Below are 18,211 nucleotides of genomic sequence, written 5' to 3'. Positions count from 1 at the left end.
AAGGTCAGCCGATCGCCGTGATTTCAGGACCGCGCCGGAATGGCTCGCCACCCTGGGCCGGTGCTGCATGGTCGGCGGCCATCTGACCCTGGGGTCCGGCAACGGCGTCCTTGGGCAGGCGCAGGAGCAGCAGGTCACGAGGGGGCAGCGGTGTTTCGCCGCGCACAACTACGACGCCCCGGAAGAGGTCTTCCAATTCCTTGGCCGCTTCGCTGTCAACTGCGGCACTGCCACCCAAGACGCCGCGCAGGAACCAACGTGGTCCGTCGACACCGATGAATCGGGCAACGCGGAAGCCCTTGCTGCCGTCGCTAGCCTGGGCTGGGACCTTGGCCAAAACTTCCTTGCCAAAGGTGCCATCTAGAATTTCGATCTCGCCACCCTGGGATCCGACCGAGAGTCCGATCTGCTCGCGGATGTCGCGCCACAGTTTCTCCGACCGCGAGGCGGCAAAGGCTTGCAACTGCAGGCTTGAACCGTTCAGGTCAAGGGTTACGGCAATGACGCGGGAGGTACTCTCTTCAACCTCAAGGCGCAGCGACAGGCCTTCACGCGGGGTGACGAGCAGTGCGCCCAGATCCACGTATCCGTCGGTGTTCGTCACTTCTGATTCGTCCAAGGGGCCGTGGACGTCGCGCTCATAGGCGGTATCCGCCGGGTTGGGCGGCAGATCCACCGATTCCGGTTCCTTGGCTTCGCCTTCTTGGGCACCAGTTTCAGGCTGGAGCTCGTCCACGTCGTTTACGCTGTTCTTCTTTTTCTTACCGAACCCAAAAGCCATGGGGTAAAGACTCCTTGAAGTTTTTTCTTGAAATAGATGATGACTGCGGCGAATTAGGCCGACGGCGTGAAACCACCGGTGGATCCGAAGCCTCCGGTGCCGCGCACCGAATCCGGCAGTTCGTCCACCGCAATGAATTCCGCCGTTTCTACGCGCTGGATCACCATTTGCGCAATTCTATCGCCCCGTGACAGGGAGATGGAATGACGGGAATCTGTGTTCAGCAGCGTCACGGACAGCTCACCTCGGTAGCCGGCGTCAACTGTGCCAGGGCTGTTGACGATCGTCAGCCCGGACTTGGTGGCTAGGCCGGAGCGCGGGTGGATCAGTGCGACAAAGCCAAACGGAAGGGCAATGCTGACTCCGGTGGGAACCAGTGCGCGCTCCCCCGGCGCCAAGACGATGTCGATGCGGGTGCGCAGATCGGCTCCGGCGTCACCGGGGTGGGCGTAGCTGGGAGGCGCTATCCCGTCGTCGAGCATGCGCAACTGCACGCTGAGGGTGGGGCTGGGTGTCGGGAGGACAGAGTCCAGCTCGTCGTTCATTTGGTCTGCGGGGAAAGTCTCATGGGTCACAACAGCCAACTCTATCCCGAACCGGGGCACGGTGCCGCGCGGCCAGAGGGTGGCGTCAAGGTGAATTACTGGCGAAAAGATGAAAAGCTGTTCCCATGTCTTCACAATCCCCGCAGAGCGCCACGTCCCCTTCCACGGCAAACTACACCGAGAAGCTGTGGCCCAATTTCTGGGGCTGGGTCATCGTGGTGGGACTTTCCGCGGCGGCAATCCTCATCTTCATCCCGATTAGCCCTACCGCAGGCTACATTGCCTTCTTCGTCATGCTGATTGGGCTGTCGACGCTGCTGATCGCCACTACCCCCACCATTTCGGTCACCGCCGACACGCTGCGGGTGGGGCGTGCCCAGATTGAGCGCCAATATGTTGGCGAGGTCAGTATCTACAGCGGTGAGGCCGCCTTCGAACAGCGCGGCCGGAAGCTCAACGGTTTGGCGTACCTGTGCATTCGTGGCTGGATCAAGCCCGTCGTGAAGATCGAGATTACCGATCCGGCAGATCGCACGCCGTACTGGTTGACTTCCTCACGCAACCCTGAATACCTGGCCGCAGCCCTTGGTGGAGCAACCCGCACCGAGACCGGTCAAGACTAGAACGACTAGCGAGACTAGCGAGAGAAAGATTTACGGCTGCTTTAGCCTTCGCAATCCCGGCAATATTTCAGGCCGTTCTTCTCCCGCGCCAGCTGTGAACGATGCCTGACAAGGAAGCATGATCCACAGGTAAATTCATCGAGCTGTTCTGCCAGGATTTCCAAGGCCAGCTCGTCGGGAGGCAATTCTCCGCCGGGAAGTTCGTAGGACTCGGCAAGATCGGAGTCGGCGAGATCAATCACGGCGCTTTGTTTCGCTGCGTGCGAGTTTCCTTCAGCGGCCGGCCCGGAATGGTGGTGGGCCGCGCGGGGCCGGTGGTAACCGGTAGTCATGGTCGTTTCCTTAAAATAGCTGTCCAAGCGTGGCGGACAATAAACACTGCAAACACTTTAAACCTCAAAGCAACGCAGTTCAGCCAAGGGCGCCCTGAGTTCGCAGCTGGCTTAAGGCATTCGGCAGGCGACGGCGCCCCATGAGGGGTGGCAAGACGCACATTCTTCAAGGCTTCTCACGCCACGCCTGCACGGTAGTAGGAAAATGCGCACATCGGTGGCAAAGTTTCGAAGTGAACTGAAAGACTTTTTGGGAGGACGGCATGGCTGATCTACGGCTGGTGGGTGTCCACGATGATGGCAGAAATCTGCTTCTTAGTGGTCCCGATGGGGACATCTACCTACTCCCCCTGGATGAGGCGCTGCGCACAGCTGTGGGCAAAACCGCTCACCGCTCCTCACGCGTAACCCAGGCGTCGGGTACCCGGATGACACCTCGGGAAATTCAGAGCTTGATCCGGGCCGGATCCAGTGCATCTGATGTGGCCGAGGAATCGGGCCTTTCCCTGGAGCAGGTCCGACGCTATGAAGGACCGGTTCTGGCCGAGCGCGAGTACATCGCCACTCAGGCCCGTGCCGTTGAAGTTTCTGCGGCCGCCCCACACATTGAGGGTTACAAATCTGCCTTTGGCGACAGCCCGGCATCCCTGGATGAAATGGTCCGGCACCGCCTTGCGGCTTTTGGCATCGACCCCAAGACGCTGCGCTGGGACGCTTGGCGCAATAGCGCCGGCGCATGGACCATCAGTGCCGATTTTGACCCCGGCACTGAAAGGGCAGCCAGCAGCATTGGCGAACCTGCCCCCGCCCTCTGGCGTTTCCATGCGAGCCGCAAGGCTTTGCACAACGCCAACCGTTGGGCCCAGCAACTCAGCGAACTAGAACCACTGGACAGCCCCGTGCCGGAACGTCGACTCAGTGCCGTCATGGACAAACCCTTTGACGTAGAAGCGGACGTTTCAGAGGCGGAAGCTGACGCTGTTGCTACCGCAGAGGCGCCCGAAACCACCGAGGATTACCCGGCACGCGGCGGGCTCCTTGACATGTTGCGTTCGCGCCGCGGCGTACGCCTAGGCATTGATGAGGATGGCGACGACGAACTAGCCGCCATGCTCGGCACTCATGTGCCCGGCGCTCATCCGCGGGACGAGGCCCTGTACGGGTCCACCTCAGATGAGGAATCAACAGAGCCTGTCGAAGAAGAGCCTGAGGTTCCGGCGCCCAAGGATCGGCTGCGGTCCATCCCATTCCTGAAATTGGCACCTCGGCTGGCCGAGGATGATCACGAGTTCGACGGCGTATCCGACGTCAGCACGGAAACTCGCGAGATTGTCCTCTCTGGTGAACCTGCCACGGCACTACGCCCAACGCAGACTCAGGCAGAGCCGGTGTTTGAGGTTTCGGCCAAGAGGAGCGACGACAGCGACGAGGACGCCGGCGGCCCCAGCGACAGCGAAGTTGCCGCACGGCTGGAACGTAAGGCCGCTGGCAAGCCCAAGCGCTCCAGCGTTCCCAGTTGGGATGAGATCGTTTTCGGCACCAAGGGCGATTGACCTTCACTCCGAATAAATGCGGGATAAACACACTGTTCTAGTGTGTTTATCCCGCATTTCGTTAACGCCGCTTGGTTTTGCTCTTGGTTTTCTTGGCCGTGACGGGGATTCGCAGTAACGGAACTTCCCGTTCTGCCTTCGTAATGGATCCGTGCTGGCCCACCACATCCATGGCCTGCAGGCGCACCCGGCGGAGATCATAGAACGCGATCGACTCACGGGCCAGGATGAGAACGTCACCTATGCGGGCCGCGACTGATTCGCTGACCTCGCCGAAGTATCCGGCGGCGATGGCCTCCTCACGGGTGATTACCCACGCCTGCTTACCGAACTTCTCAAGCCAGGAAGCCATCAACAGTTGCCGGGTTTCCTCGCTGGAATCCGGTTCAAGGTAGAGGTGAACCATGCGCGGCTCCCCCGCCGTGTGCCGGACACCTGCCACGAGTTCGGGGAACTCGGAGTAATCAATGCGGGCCGAGCGCGGCACATCGACCATGCCGTGATCTGCCGTCAGCAGGATCAGGGCATCGGCCGGTGCCGCGGCTGCCAAACGTTTCATGCCGGCGTCGAGGTCCTCCAGCTGGCGTTCCCACTGCGGCGAATCAGACCCGTAGGCATGACCAGCCTTGTCTAACTCACTCCAGTACAAATACACGAGCGCGCTGGGCGTGGCGGCCAGCGCCTCGGCGGCAGCCTCAACGCGGTCCGTCGTGGACTGGACGCCACGGAAGTCACTGCCACGGAGCGCAGCACGCGTCATGGGCGAGTTGGCAAAGTGCGGCAGGCTCACCGTGGTGGTGGGCACGTTAGGAGACAATTTCTCGAAAATCGTGGCTTGGGGCTGCCACGTCATGGGGTCAACACCGGGATCCCAATTTCCCAACAAGTTCACTACCTTGTCCTGGCGCGGATCCAGAACGTCATAGCCAACCATGCCGTGCAGACCGGGAACCACACCCGTACCCAAGGCTGTAAGCGAGGTGGCTGTGGTGCTCGGAAACGCCGCTTGCAGGGTCCTGGGGTGTTCTCCCTGGGAGTCCTGCGCCATCACCTCACGGAGGAACGGTGCATGCGACGCGCGTTGTTTGAGCAGGGACTTACCCAACCCGTCGACAAGCACGACGCAGATCCGCGGCGCCGCGGGCAACCTCAGGACATTCGCGAACCCGGGGGCACCCAATGCCGCTGCAGCGCTGCTGAGAACATCGCCGATGCTGGATTTTCCGTAACCCGGCGCGGCTGGCAAGGGTGGCTGTTGAGCCAGCACCAGCGGTGCGGGACTTGTAGGTGCGGGACTCGTGGTGCTCACGGCGTTATCGGCGGTAATGGGAACGGCCCAACCGTGCGCCAAAGACGGGGAACTTACTTGCGGCCAGCTCCCCGTGGCCTGCACCGGAATTGACTGCCCCGGTGTTCACCGCGCGCAAGGCGCGGGCAAAGGCCTTGGCATCGGCAACAGCCTGGAGACCTTCCGCCTCGGCGCTGATACGCAACGCAATGTCTTCCTGGGCAATGGTGCCAGAGTAGCCATGATCCGCGTCGCATTCAGGATCCCCGCACGCCGACGGACCCATCTCGATCCGCTGGCCTCCGGACCAGGCGATGGCCAGGGTCAGCTCACGGGCCGGGTCGGAAGGCTTGTAGTCCTGGGGCTGGGCGTAAATATAGCTGAGCACCACGGACTTGATCTGGCTGACGGGCACCGACTCAGTGGAAACCTGGGCCACCATCTGCTCGCCCGACTCATCCAATTGGTGGTCGTCAACGTGGGTGATGACCAGCATTTCCGAGGTGAGCGCCAAGACCGTGATGTGACGGTGCACCTCGTTCCGCTCGAAGTGGGTTTCAAGATGGACCAGGTGCGACAAGCTTTCCTGGCCATCCAGGGCGTCATTGACCACATCCGCAACGAGTCGGGGATAAAAACCCGAGCGTTGGAGGGCGGCTTCCAATTCACGGGCCGTGGTGTTGGCCGGGGCGCCGGCTCCGAAGCTGTTCATATGCCCCATTTTCGCACTTTGGCGGCGGCGTTGCGAACTGGGCACGACGCGCATGAAACATGCACGTGAAAACCCAGTCAGGAAATCATGGCCCGGCGTGCACTGTCGGTACGCTGTGCCGGATTGCCGATGCGCAGATCAGCGGCAAGGACTGTCACCTCGGTGGGTCCCACCAGAATAGGCCTGAATTCCAGGAAGGCCACCTCCGGATGTTCGTCCTTGAGCATGGCAACCCTGGCCACAAGATCTTCCAACGCCGTCACATTGCCCGGGGGCAGCCCCTCGTAACCAAAGAGTTTTGCAGCCGCCCGTGGCGAGCGGATCAACTCGGCGGTGTCGCCGAGAGACAGCGGCGGGACCCTGTGCGCCCAGTCGTCCAAGAGATTCACGGCATCACCGGAAAGACCAAAGGAAACCACCGGGCCTAGAAGCGGGTCCTCAATGGCACGCAGGGTGCAGGATTGACCCACCTGCGCCATCGACTGAACTTCAAGCCCCTTCTTCCCGTACGGCTCGAGCAGCTTGCGCATCTGCACAATGTTGCGCCGGAGCGAGTCCGCGTCTTCAATATTGATGCGCACACCGCCTAGGTCCAGGCGATGCCGCAGGCTGGGGTCAAGGGTCTTGATGGCCACCGGCCAGCCCAGCCTTTCGGCGGCCGCAACGGCTTCATCGCCATTTCCAAAAGGCGCCGATTCAAGCATCGTAATTCCGTAGTGGCCCAATAGTTCCCGAGTCTTAGCGGCGCTGAGGGTCACCAGCTCGTCCCCGGCCACACCCTTGAGCCACGTAGCCAGAAGCGACTCGGCCGCCTGCGGGTTCACCCCAGCAGGCGGTTCGAAGATCGGCGCCTCCAACGTCAACCAGTGCGCGTAACGGGTCACCGCCGCTAGGGCAGCCGTGGCCGCGCCCGGGCTGGAATACGCCGGGAGCGCTCCAGCCATCTGCCGGTTCACCTGAACGCGAGGGTCCATGTTCCCTGTGAAAGCGGCGATGACAGGCTTCCCGGACTCCGCCGAGCACTCCTGCAATGTTTTGGCTATGTTTTCCAGCGTCAGCCCGATGACGGGCAGCAGGGTCACGATGGCAGAATCCACGCCGGGCTCCCCCAGCGCACCGAGGACGGTTCGTTTGAGCAGCGGCAAGGCCCGTGATTGGCCAATGTCAAGCACGAGCCGGGCGTGGACGGCCGCTACCGTCAGCCCGTGCCGTTCGGCCAAATCGGCCACGACAGTGCCCATCGCCGCGGAATTGCCAATGATGGCCAGCCCTGGCCCCTTGGGCAGCGGCTGGCCTGCCACTATTTGGGCCACATCGGAGAGTTCCTCAATCGTGTTGACCCGGATGACGCCGGACTGGCGCAGCATGGCGTCCAGCGCACCTGCCGGCGCCGCCGTGGTGCGCACGGCGTGACCGGGCGGCAGCCGCAGCCCCACGGAATCCGATTTAGCGACGATGACTGGTTTGCTGCGGGAAAGCCGGCGCGAGATGCGGGAGAACTTGCGCGGATTGCCCACGGATTCCAGATACAGCCCGCACGCGGTGGTGTTGGGATCGTCCTCCCAAAATTGCATCATGTCATTGCCAGAGACATCGGCCCGGTTTCCGGCGGACAGTACCGTTGACATGCCAACCTCCCGCCGCGTCATCGAGGCAAAGAGGGAAACGCCGAGCGCTGCGGACTGGCTAAAGATCCCCAGTCCACCCTTTGGCGGCAGAAATGGCGCCATGGAGGCGTTCAGGGACACTGCCGGATCGGTGTTGGCAAGACCTAACGACGCCGGACCCACCAACCGCATGCCGTTCGCCCGGGCTTGACGCACCAAGGCGCGCTGCCTCGCAAGGCCGCGTACGCCGTCGTCCGCAAAACCGGCCGTGACAACAACGAGGCCCTTGACACCTGCCTTGCCGCACTGATCCACTACGCCGGGAACCTGGTCATAAGGTACGGCGATGACGGCCAGGTCGACGGGCCCCGGCACCTCGGCGATGCTGGCGTAGGGCATCATGCCGGAGACTTCCAGGGCGTCCTGGTTGACGGCGTGAATGGCGCCTGTGAACTTGCCCTCCACCACGTGTTCGAGCAGTTGTTGCCCGATACTTCCCCACGCCCGGCTGGCGCCAATGACGGCCACGGACTGTGGCGCCACCAGACCGGCAACGCTGCGCGCTTCGGCGCGGTGTTCGCGGGACTCCATGACGGCCCGGGATTTGTCGGTGGGGTCGATCTGGAAGTACAGGGAGATGACGCCGTCGTCGTAGTGACGGTGAACCTCGTAACCGGCCTCGGAGAACACCTGGATCATCTTGCGGTTTTCCGGGAGGACCTCGGCGGAAAACTTATCGATCCCCTTCTCCCGAGCGGCCGCGGCGAGGTGTTCCAATAGGATGGAACCCAGTCCCCTGCCCTGGTTGGAATCAGAGACGTTGAAGGCAACTTCGGCCTCGGTGGGGTCATCGAGCCTGTCGTATCGCCCGATCCCGATAATTTCTGCGCCGCGCGTTATGACAAATGCCACACGGTTGGAATAGTCGAGTTCGGTGAAGCGGCGCAGTTCCTTCGCAGTGAGCTTGGATTTATACGTAAAAAAACGCATATAGATGGAATTTTGCGACTGTGACATGTGAAATGCCTGCACCGCATCCGCATCTTCGGCCGTCATGGGGCGCAAATGCCCGGTTCCGCCATCGCGGAGAACAACATCAGCTTCCCAATGGGCCGGATATACGGGCTCGGGCTCTGGCTTCACCATAGAATCACTGTACCGACTTGATGCGCTTTTTAGCGTCCGTGCCGGTTTCGCAACACCCCATGTAGAAAAGGAACCACTGCCATCATGGCCAAGCGCCAACCTCCCGCAGCCGAAGACTTCGTTGAAAACATCGTCGACATCGATGTTTCAAGTGAAATGGAAGGCTCCTTCCTGGAGTATGCCTACTCGGTTATTTACTCCCGGGCGCTGCCTGACGCGCGCGACGGGCTCAAGCCTGTGCAGCGACGCATCCTGTACATGATGAGCGAGATGGGGCTGCGCCCGGACAAGGGGCACGTCAAGAGTGCCCGCGTGGTGGGCGAGGTCATGGGAAAGTTGCACCCGCACGGCGACACTGCCATCTACGACACCATGGTCCGCATGGCCCAGGACTGGACGCTGCGCCTGCCGCTCATTGATGGGCACGGCAACTTCGGCTCGCTCGACGACGGCCCTGCCGCCCCCCGTTACACCGAGGCCCGCATGGCTGCCGCGGCCCTGGAACTCACGGGAAACCTGGATGAGAACGTTGTGGACTTTGTCCCCAACTATGACAACCAGATGATGCAGCCCTCGGTGTTGCCGGCCGCCTACCCCAACCTTCTCGTTAACGGCGCCAGCGGTATCGCGGTGGGCATGGCCACAAACATGGCCCCCCACAACCTCGGCGAGGTCATCGCCGCCGCACAACACTTGATCGCGAACCCCGACGCAACGCTCGAGGACGTCATGGCGTATGTTCCCGGGCCGGACCTGCCCTCGGGCGGGCGCATCGTTGGCCTGCAGGGAATCCGGGACGCTTATGCCAACGGACGCGGTTCCTTCAAGACGCGCGCCAAGATTACCGTCGAACAACTTTCCCCGCGCCGCGTTGGCCTGGTTGTCACCGAACTGCCTTATCTGGTGGGTCCGGAAAAGGTACAGGAAAAGCTCAAGGACGCCCGCAACAACAATAAAGTCGCCGGTGTCGCCGACTTCATCGACCTCTCTGACCGCAAGAACGGCTTGCGCCTGGTCATTGAGCTTAAGAACGGTTTCAACCCGGCCGCCGTCATGGAACAGCTCTACCGGTTCACCCCGCTCGAGGAATCCTTTGGCATCAACAACGTCTGTCTAGTGGACGGTCAACCGCAGACCCTCGGTTTGCTGCCGCTGCTGCAGGTCTTTGTTTCCCACCGCATTGATGTGGTCAGGCGCCGCACGGCCTTCAGGCTGGGCAAGAAGCAGGATCGGCTGCACCTGGTCGAGGGCATGCTCATCGCCATTGTGGACATCGATGAGGTCATCCAAATCATCCGCACCTCCGATGAAGTTGCTGCAGCCCGGGAACGGCTCATGGCCATCTATGACCTGTCCGAGATCCAAACCAACTACATCCTTGACCTGCAGCTGCGCCGCCTGACCCGCTTCTCCATGGTTGAGCTGGAAACCGAACGGGATGAATTGCGCCGCGAGATCGCCTCGCTCGAGGCGATCCTTGGCTCCCAGGAACTACTGCACCAGCTGGTGTCCGATGAGATGGGTGAGGTGGCGGCCAAGTACGCCACACCTCGCCGCACGGTGCTGCTGGAATCCGAGGCCATGGCTCCTTCGGTAGCCAAGGCGCTGGCCGCCGGCCTCGGTGGTAAGGCCGGAAAGGCTGCCCCGCTCGCCCTGGAAATTGCCGATGATCCCTGCTGGGTGTTGCTCAGCGCCACGGGGCAGATTGCCCGCACCAGCACGGCCGATCCGTTGGTTGAATCCGGCGGGCGGAGCAAGCATGATGTGTTCACCTCCGTGCTCAAGACCAGTGCCCGGGCAGAAATCGGTGCTTTGACCTCGCTGGGCCGGATGCTCCGGTTGCTGGTCGTGGACATGCCGGTCCTGCCACCCACGGCCGCCCTGCCCAACCTCTCCGGCGGTGTGGCTGCCAAGGACTTCATCACGCTCACCAAGGGCGAATCATTGGTGGGCTTCGTGCCGTTGAACAGCATCTTCGCGGTGGGTACAGCCACCGGTGTGGTCAAGCGAGTTACCCCGGAATACCCCCTGAACCGCGACGATTGGGAGTACATCTCACTCAAGCCCAAGGACTACGTAGTGGGGGCGGCTGTTGCCACGGACGACGACGACCTCGTGTTCCTCACGCAGGGAGCCCAGTTGCTTCGGTACAGTGCCGCCAACGTCCGTCCCCAGGGCCGCACGGCCGGTGGCATGGCCGGCATCAAGCTCGGCGCAGGTGACGTTGTACTGTCGTTCGGGGTGGTCTCCCCCGCCGATGCTGAGGCTGTTGTGGTCACGGTGGCCGGCGGGCAGGACGCCCTGCCCGGTACGCCGTCAGGCTCTGCAAAGGTCACGGCCCTCTCCGAATACCCGGCCAAGGGCAGGGCAACGGGCGGCGTGCGGGCGCACCGCTTCCTCAAGGGCGAAGACCGATTGTTCGTCGCCTGGGCCGGTCACGGCCCGGCCAAGGCCTCGACCAGTTCTGGCGTTGTGCGGGCCCTGCCCGTGGAGCACGGGAACCGAGACGGTTCCGGTGTGGCACTGAGCGCTGCGATCGACCTCGTTGGCCCAAGTCTTGGCTCCCAGGGCACGGGTCCGGAGGGCCCCGGCACGGCTCAGGCAGCTACACCCCCGCAGTCTGCACCGCCTGCTCCTGCGGCTGATCCAGAACCAATGCCGACCTCTACTCAGGAAGCATTTGAGCTACCCCTCGACTGATAAGTCGGATAGGGCGTAACCCGGTGCAGCCTTTCCCAAAATCCCCCTAGACTGGCCGCATGGCGATCATTTCTGATGACAAAGACTGGACCTGGGTTCTGGAACGGACCTGCCCCGAATGCGGTTTCGAAGCAGCTACGGCAACTCCCGCCACGGCGGCAACCATGCTTCCCGCGGTGCTGCCGCGCTGGCAGGGGGCATTGCGACGGGCAGATGTTGAGGTTCGCCCCAGTCCCGACACCTGGTCGGTGCTGGAATACAGTGCGCACGTCAGGGACGTCTTTGACGTGTTCACAGCCCGGCTTGAACTCATGCTGCGCGAAGAAACACCCACCTTTGCCAATTGGGACCAAGACCAGGCCGCCCTTGATGGTAATTATTCCGCTCTGGACCCCGAGGTGGTTTCGCAGGAGTTGGTACAAAACGGGCTCGACGCCGCAGCCGCCTTTGGCGCCGTCAGCGAAGAACAATGGAGCCGCCGCGGATTGCGCAGCAATGGCTCCGAATTCACGGTTTTGACCCTGGCCGGCTACTTCCTCCATGACGTGGTTCATCACCTGCACGACATCGACGCGTAGCATCAACGCCTAAAAATCAACGCCTAAAATTCTAGAGCGCCTTATCCCAGGCCATGCTGCTGCGCACGGGCTTATAGCCCATGCGCTCATACAAGCCCAGGGCCCCGGTGGGATTCTCGGTATCCACATCTAGGGCGGCGTACTGAAGTCCGGCCGCGGCAAAGCGAGCCATGGCATCCGCCAGCAAGGCCGGTGCGATCCCACGGCCCCGCCACTCCCGGCGCACGCCCAATAGCTCCGTGTAGCCCTCGCTGCGGCCGTTCGTGGATTCGGGGTCAACGGTCGCCAACTGGTATCCGGCAACGTCGCCCGTGGCACTGTCAACGGCCACGGCCGACAAGTCAAGGCGCCCGTGCTCGTGCGCCATTTGGACGTCCCACTGTTCAACAGTTCGGGGCTCGGAACCCCAATGGTCACCGAAGGCCTCATTGTGGGCAAGGCGGACGGCTTCGCTGAGCTCCGGCGTCCAGGACACGATAGAAATTCCCGGGGGTGCGGGCACCGCCGGAGCCTGCTCCAGCGGTCGGAGCATCTCCGAGAAATACCGCACCACGGTGTATCCGGCACCCGCCATCAGGGCAAGGAGCGCCGGGTTATCTTCCTCAACGTAGTTCCGTGCCTTCGGCGCGTGTTGGCCGTCCGCCACGAAACGCTCTGCGGTCCGGGCTTCCTGCCACGCCAGAACGGCCCGCCCAATGCCGCGCCGCTGCCACAACGGATCAACTCCACCGTAGACGTGGGCCTTGTCTCCGTCGGGATTCTTGACCACACGAGCAAAGACGCGCACCACGCCGTCGCCGTCCACACCCGCTAGCGAATTGTCCGCCACCGGGTTCACAGCATCGGATATCGCCGCCATCAGTTCGGAGCGCTGCATGTGCCACGGAGCCTTTTCAAACGCGGCGACGCGTTCCACCAGCTCGAGCCACATATTCACGTCCGCCGCCGTCAATGGGCGAAATTCCAGTCCAGGAACCGCGGGCCAGGGCACTGTTTGCATCGATGTCATGTCCCCAGCCTAGGCCGTGGCCGGCGAATCCTGCCCAGTGCTTGCGGGCTGGCCGCTGCGGGTTTTCGCCTGCTGTTTACGCTGCCGTGTCCGCCCGTTCAGAGTGGCCCCGTACGGTCTCTGCCATGTCAACCACACTTTCCCGCCGTTCCATGCTTGCCGGCGGCCTCGCCAGCGCCGGTGCCGCCGCGGCCGCACCCTTCCTCCTCCCCCAGAATGCGCAGGCCGCCGTTCTTGCGGCTCCGGCATCCGATTCCGGGCGGGTGTTCACGCTGGCCATCATTCCCGACACGCAGTACCTGTTCGACGGCGAGTCGCTCCACCCTGAACCCCTCACCGAAACCATGAAATATCTCGCGGGCTTGAAGGATCTCGCCTTCGTTGCCCACCTCGGCGACGTGGTGCAAAATGGGCTCGCCCAGGAAGTCGCGGCCGCGAAAGAGCCGTTCGCCATCCTCGCAAAGAAGAACATCCCGTTCTCCGTCATTGCCGGCAACCACGATCTCCCTAACTCCAACACGGACGACCAGCGCGGACCCACCCCGTTTCTGGACGCGTTTGCGCCGCTCGCCTCGAAGCAGCGCATTGCCCAGGACGCAGGCGGCTACAACTCCGCCTACACCTTTGATGGAGCAGGGACGGAATTCCTGCTGCTGGCCTTGGACTGGCGCCTGTCCACGGCGGGCATCGCCTGGGCGCGCTCCATCCTTGAAGCCCATGCCCAGACACCCACCATCATCACCGTCCACGATTCCGTCAGCGCCGACGGCGGAACCGCGGTCCAAAGCGCCCACGGCAAACTCGTCTGGGACCAGCTCATCAACGAGAACCAGCAGGTCTTCCTGAGCATCAACGGCCACTTTTGGCCCTCGGGCCGCATAACCCGCAAAAACGCGGCCGACCAGCCGGTCGAGCTCCACCTGGCCAACTACCAGCAGCTCTACTACGGTGGTGCTGCCGCCACACGGCTGTACCGCTTCGATCTGGACCGGGGCGTGGTGGATGTTTCCACCGAAGTCCCGCACATCGACGCGGGCGGCCTCAACGAGCTCGAACGCGAGGAACTGCAGCTCACAGCCGAGACCGACCGCTTCTCCTTTGCGCTGCCGCCAGCCCTCACGCCGCCGACGCGACGGGACCCTCGCCCGGCAGCGACATTGGTGATCCCCGGAACCGAGGCGTACTGGCGCTTCGAGGGAACAGGGACACTGGCCACGGGCAGCCGGATCGAGGATGCCTCGGGCCGCGGAAACGCGCTTGTCGTCGCAGGTCCTTCAACCGAGCCGTTGGTCTTCGCCAACGACAGCCACCCCAGTCAGCCAGCCAATTCTTCGCTGACTTTCTCCGGGAGCAAAGACACGGGCGCCTACCTCCTCACGGCTGACGACGCCCCCATCAACAAGGCAGCATTTGAGGGCGGCTACACCTTCGAGGCGTTCTTCAAGCTGCCGGAGCCGTTCAACGGCGACTCCGCCTGGAGCGCCATTATCTCCCGCTGGGTCTCAGCTAAGGCGGCCGGGCGCGTCAAGGGAGATGTCGACGAGCCAGCCGCAACACTGTCCATCAGTGGCGGTCCTGAGCTGCAATGGTGCGTCTACCCGACAAATCTGGACCGCTCCGTGACGAACTGGGGACACGAACTGCGCACCTCCCGCTGGTGGCACGTCGCAGTGGTCAACGATGGCCGCCACACCACCATGTACGTCGACGGATGCGCCGTGGTCCGCAACCCGTCCACTGTCAACAAGGGCCTAGCCGGTGGTGAAACCGGCGCACCGTGGACCGTGGGCGCCTACTCCTGGGCGGGCGAGCTCGACAAGACCTGGCTCGGCACCATTGGTGACATTCGCATCGTGTCCCGTGCTCTCGCACCGCGGGAGTTCATGATTGCCTGAGCCCAGCTGCGGCTAGGCACGCGCGGGCTGTGCCGCCGCCTTATCCATGCCCAGCGCGAGGTGCGTGTCCCCGCTGCCCGCCACCCCTCTGTTGTGGGAAACGTCGTGGGTCACGAGGACCACGGCGGCATCTACTAAGGCGCCACGGAGGTCACGTACCAGCTGCGCAGCCTCGTCCTCACCTAGGTGCGCCGTGGGTTCATCCAGAAGGACGACGTCGGCCCCCGCCACGAGCGTCCGGGCCACCGACACTCGGGTGCGCTGGCCGCCGGAAAGGTGGTGTCCGCCGGGGCCGACACGGGTATCAAGACCCAGTGGCAGATCGGCTAGCCAGGGGCCGAGGCCAACGGTCTCCAAGACCTGAAGCAGCTGGGCGTCAGTTGGCGCGCCGTCCGCCGGTTTGGCGATGGCAAGATTTGCGCGCAGCGTGGAATTGAAGAGATAAGAATCCTGGGGGCACCAGGCAATGCTGGCCAGCGCCCCGGGCGTGGCCGCGTGAGCGTTGATCCGGTAACTGCCGCGTTCGGGCACAAGGAATCCGAGGAGGACGGCCAACAAGGTGGATTTCCCCGATCCCGAGGGGCCGCTGACGGTCCACCAACGCCCGCGCTCGGTACCGCCACTCACGCCGCTAAAGACTGGATGTTCAGCGTTGGGGTACCTGGCCGAAATGTCGGCGACGGCCAGCTCCCTCACTTCCGTGCCGCCGTCGGACGCTTCCTCACTCTGGGTTGCCAGCACCGTGGACGGGGCATCGAGCAGCGGCAGCGTTCGTTTCATCATGGCCACGAGGGCCGGAAGTGCGGAGACCGCCTCGACAAACTGGCCCAGCGGTTCTGCCAACGCCAGCATCAGCAATGCCACAACGGCCGCGGCACGAGGATCCGCACCGGCACCAATGGCAGTTGCCGCGACACCCACCGCTGCCAGCGAAGTCAGGAACATCACGGCGCCTTGGCCTAGGCCGTCAGACCAGGCCAATCGTCGGAGCGGCTTGGCCACCATGGCATCTTGAGTGCTGAAGCGAACCGCCTCAGTACGGCCCACACCATTGGCCCGGAGCTGGCTCGCAGCGGCAAAGAGCGTTGTCACGCGGTTGGCAAGCCAGACCCGGTGCACGGCCGCGGCCGCCGATGCTCGGCGCTGTGCGGCGAGCACCACAAGGGGCAGCAGCACCAGTGCCAGCACACCAAGAACCACAACGATCCAGGCAACTTCGGGAACCAATAAGACAGTGGTTACGAGCACGGCCGCATAGGAAATGAGGGCGGCGGGAAGGGGAACCACGGCGCGGGGAACGGCGTCGCGCAACTCGTCCACGTCGGCAACGAGTGTGCCCAGTGCACCGCCAGATCGGGTGAGCTTGCCCCAGTGCAGCACCGAGGAACCCAACGAGTCCCACAACTTCACCCGCAGCGCAGCCGCCCACCGGAAGACTGCATCGTGTGTCAGCAGGCGTTCACTGTAGCGCAAGAGCGATCGGCCAATCCCGAAGGCACGAACACCCACGATCAAGGTCATCAGGTACAGAATGGGGGGCTGCGCGGCCGCCCATACGATGAGCCAGCCGGAGATGCCGCTGAGGGCCGCCGCGCTCAGGGTGGCGAGGGCGGAGACCGCGACTCCGGCGGCAAAACGAGGCGAAAGCAACGGCAATAGCCGCAGGTGACGCCACGACAACCTCGGCTCAGCGATAGTTCCAGGCACAGGACGCTCAGGCGCATCGCCTGCCGGGGAGCTGTCCGTGGCCGGCCCAGCGGGGTGGACGGGCTCGCCCTGTGCGGGCGTGCCGGAGACTTCGCCACCCAGCGTGGCTGCCAACTGCGAGTCATGGGTTGCCACCACAACGGCAACACTCCCCCGTAGGCGTCCCAGCGCCCTGCGCACGGCTGCTGCGGAGACTGGATCCAGGTGGGCGGTTGGCTCGTCAAAAAGGGCCAGTTCTACCGCCGGATCGGCCGCAATGCGTGCCAGCGCCCGGGCAACGGCCACCCTGCGAAGTTCGCCCGGGCTGCAGTCAACCACAGTGCGTTGGGCCAGGTGCGATGCATTGACGTCTGCCAGTGCAGCCGTGAATACGGCAGGGTCGACGGCGATCCCCTGCGGACCTGCGGCATAGAGGGCAAGCTCGGCCAACACGGTGTCTTCGGTAAATGCGGGATGTTGCGTAACAAATATCTGGGTGTCCGGGGCGCTCAGCAACAGAGTTCCGGTGATGTCCGCATTGTCCAAGGAGCCGGCGATGGCCGCCAGAATTGTTGATTTCCCTGTCCCGCTTGGCGTTGCCAGCACCAGTGCTTCGCCCCGGGCCAGCGTGGCACTGAAGCCTTCGACGGCGGCGTGCCCCCGACCGGGGTAGCTGACGCGCAGCTTGTCCGCCACCAGGACAGCGGTGCTGCCACTGGCTCGTGGCGCTTCACTTCGCTTTTGGGTGACAGGTGATTCATCGTCACCGGCCACCGGATCCGCCCCGCCCTCCGGATCCGTCGCCTCATTGCCCAGAATTTCCTTGACCCTGCGGAGCGCTTCCACGCCATCTTCACTGCCGTGGTGGGCAGCGCCGAGGTCCCGCAGGGGACGGAAGCACTCCGGCGCCAGCATCAAGGCAAGCAGCCCGGCCTCAAGTTCCATCCCTCCGGCAACCAATCTGACGCCAATGAAAACAGCAACCACGGCAACCGAAATGGTGCTGATGAGTTCCAGGGCCATGGAGGACAGGAATGCTGTACGGAGCGTAGCCATGGTCGATTTCCGGTAGGAATCGCATACATCGGCAAGGGCCTTGCGCTGTGCTGCCGCGCGGCGCAAGCCGACCAGAACCGGCAGCCCGCGAGCCAGTTCCAGCAGGTGATTTGAGAGCCTATCAAGGCCGCGGGCAGCCTGGTCAACACGTTCCTGGGTATGGAGGCCGATCAAGATCATAAACACCGGAACCAAGGGCACTGTCAACACCACGATCAGCGCGCTGACCCAATCCGAAATCAAAATCTGCAGCCCCACCAGCAGCGGCAGGACCGCGCAGCTCACCAGTGCCGGCAGGTACGTGCTGAAATAGTTGTCCAGCCCGTCCAAACCCCGGCTGGCCAGCATCGACTCCGCACCGACACCTGTGGCCCCAACACCCGCGCCCGGGGCAGAGCTTTCAGTGAGCCGATGTTCCACGAGACGTGCCCGCAGCTCCTCTTTGGTGCCCAACGCGGCTCGGCGGGCCAGGACTGATTGGCCCCACACGGTAACCCCCATGAGCACGGCGCCCACGGTGCCCTGAACCAGCAGCTTGATAGGGTCGAGGGCGGCGCCGGCCGCCCACTGCCCCAGCGCGTGGGCCAGGGCGCCCATGAGCAGGACCAGAGCCACTGCTTTGACGGCGGCCAGGCCAGCAAGGCCGGCCAAGGCCAGACGGGTTGAGGTACCTTCGGGGAGCGTGGGGCGCAGGCTCATA

General features: G+C 63.3%; 13 protein-coding genes. 5 read left to right on the top strand and 8 right to left on the bottom strand.

Features of this window, described 5'->3' with window-relative positions; genetic code table 11:
- Positions 1–4: 4 nt before the first annotated feature.
- Both ACP7B9_RS14225 and dut read right to left on the bottom strand, forming a co-directional pair.
- Positions 5–781 carry a DUF3710 domain-containing protein gene (locus ACP7B9_RS14225; RefSeq protein WP_425864397.1) on the bottom strand — a complete coding sequence of 259 codons (777 nt, stop codon included), beginning with the start codon at positions 779–781 and terminating at the stop codon, positions 5–7.
- Between the two features lie 53 nt (positions 782–834).
- A complete protein-coding gene (gene dut, locus ACP7B9_RS14220) occupies positions 835–1,326 on the bottom strand; it encodes a dUTP diphosphatase (protein ID WP_425864428.1) in 492 nt (163 codons plus the stop codon).
- Between the two features lie 125 nt (positions 1,327–1,451).
- Here dut and ACP7B9_RS14215 point away from each other — a divergent pair, with 125 nt between their 5' ends.
- Positions 1,452–1,949: a DUF3093 domain-containing protein gene (locus ACP7B9_RS14215; RefSeq protein ID WP_425864396.1), complete on the top strand. Its 498-nt coding sequence runs from the start codon at positions 1,452–1,454 to the stop codon at positions 1,947–1,949.
- A 41-nt stretch (positions 1,950–1,990) separates the two neighbouring features.
- On the opposite strand, the gene ACP7B9_RS14210 is transcribed toward ACP7B9_RS14215, so the two are convergent.
- A complete protein-coding gene (locus ACP7B9_RS14210; protein ID WP_425864395.1) occupies positions 1,991–2,281 on the bottom strand; it encodes a DUF4193 family protein in 291 nt (96 codons plus the stop codon).
- Positions 2,282–2,544: 263 nt separating this feature from the next.
- Between ACP7B9_RS14210 and sepH the strand changes: the two genes are divergently transcribed.
- Complete coding sequence (gene sepH / locus ACP7B9_RS14205) at positions 2,545–3,834, top strand: septation protein SepH (protein WP_425864393.1); 1,290 nt, start codon at positions 2,545–2,547, stop codon at positions 3,832–3,834.
- Positions 3,835–3,895: 61 nt separating this feature from the next.
- On the opposite strand, the gene ACP7B9_RS14200 is transcribed toward sepH, so the two are convergent.
- The 3 genes from ACP7B9_RS14200 to ACP7B9_RS14190 form a co-directional block, all read right to left on the bottom strand.
- Complete coding sequence (locus tag ACP7B9_RS14200) at positions 3,896–5,143, bottom strand: alkaline phosphatase family protein (protein WP_425864391.1); 1,248 nt, start codon at positions 5,141–5,143, stop codon at positions 3,896–3,898.
- Positions 5,144–5,147: 4 nt separating this feature from the next.
- Positions 5,148–5,843, bottom strand: a complete 696-nt coding sequence (locus tag ACP7B9_RS14195; protein WP_425864389.1) for a DUF5998 family protein — start codon at positions 5,841–5,843, stop codon at positions 5,148–5,150.
- Positions 5,844–5,911: 68 nt separating this feature from the next.
- A complete protein-coding gene (locus ACP7B9_RS14190; protein WP_425864387.1) occupies positions 5,912–8,587 on the bottom strand; it encodes a GNAT family N-acetyltransferase in 2,676 nt (891 codons plus the stop codon).
- Between the two features lie 84 nt (positions 8,588–8,671).
- Between ACP7B9_RS14190 and ACP7B9_RS14185 the strand changes: the two genes are divergently transcribed.
- Both ACP7B9_RS14185 and ACP7B9_RS14180 read left to right on the top strand, forming a co-directional pair.
- Positions 8,672–11,287, top strand: a complete 2,616-nt coding sequence (locus tag ACP7B9_RS14185) for a DNA gyrase/topoisomerase IV subunit A (protein ID WP_425864385.1) — start codon at positions 8,672–8,674, stop codon at positions 11,285–11,287.
- Positions 11,288–11,346: 59 nt separating this feature from the next.
- Positions 11,347–11,865: a DinB family protein gene (locus tag ACP7B9_RS14180; protein WP_425864383.1), complete on the top strand. Its 519-nt coding sequence runs from the start codon at positions 11,347–11,349 to the stop codon at positions 11,863–11,865.
- Positions 11,866–11,896: 31 nt separating this feature from the next.
- Here the strand turns inward: ACP7B9_RS14180 and ACP7B9_RS14175 are convergent, their stop codons facing one another.
- Positions 11,897–12,874: a GNAT family N-acetyltransferase gene (locus tag ACP7B9_RS14175; protein WP_425864381.1), complete on the bottom strand. Its 978-nt coding sequence runs from the start codon at positions 12,872–12,874 to the stop codon at positions 11,897–11,899.
- A 125-nt stretch (positions 12,875–12,999) separates the two neighbouring features.
- Here ACP7B9_RS14175 and ACP7B9_RS14170 point away from each other — a divergent pair, with 125 nt between their 5' ends.
- Positions 13,000–14,769, top strand: coding sequence for a LamG-like jellyroll fold domain-containing protein (locus ACP7B9_RS14170; RefSeq protein ID WP_425864379.1), 1,770 nt, complete (start codon positions 13,000–13,002; stop codon positions 14,767–14,769).
- Between the two features lie 12 nt (positions 14,770–14,781).
- Here the strand turns inward: ACP7B9_RS14170 and cydC are convergent, their stop codons facing one another.
- Positions 14,782–18,210, bottom strand: coding sequence for a thiol reductant ABC exporter subunit CydC (cydC, locus tag ACP7B9_RS14165; protein ID WP_425864377.1), 3,429 nt, complete (start codon positions 18,208–18,210; stop codon positions 14,782–14,784).
- Position 18,211: the final 1 nt, after the last annotated feature.

The organism is Arthrobacter sp. TWP1-1 (assembly GCF_049897845.1).
Classification (GTDB): domain Bacteria; phylum Actinomycetota; class Actinomycetes; order Actinomycetales; family Micrococcaceae; genus Specibacter.
This window is presented reverse-complemented; position numbering and strand designations above follow the sequence as displayed.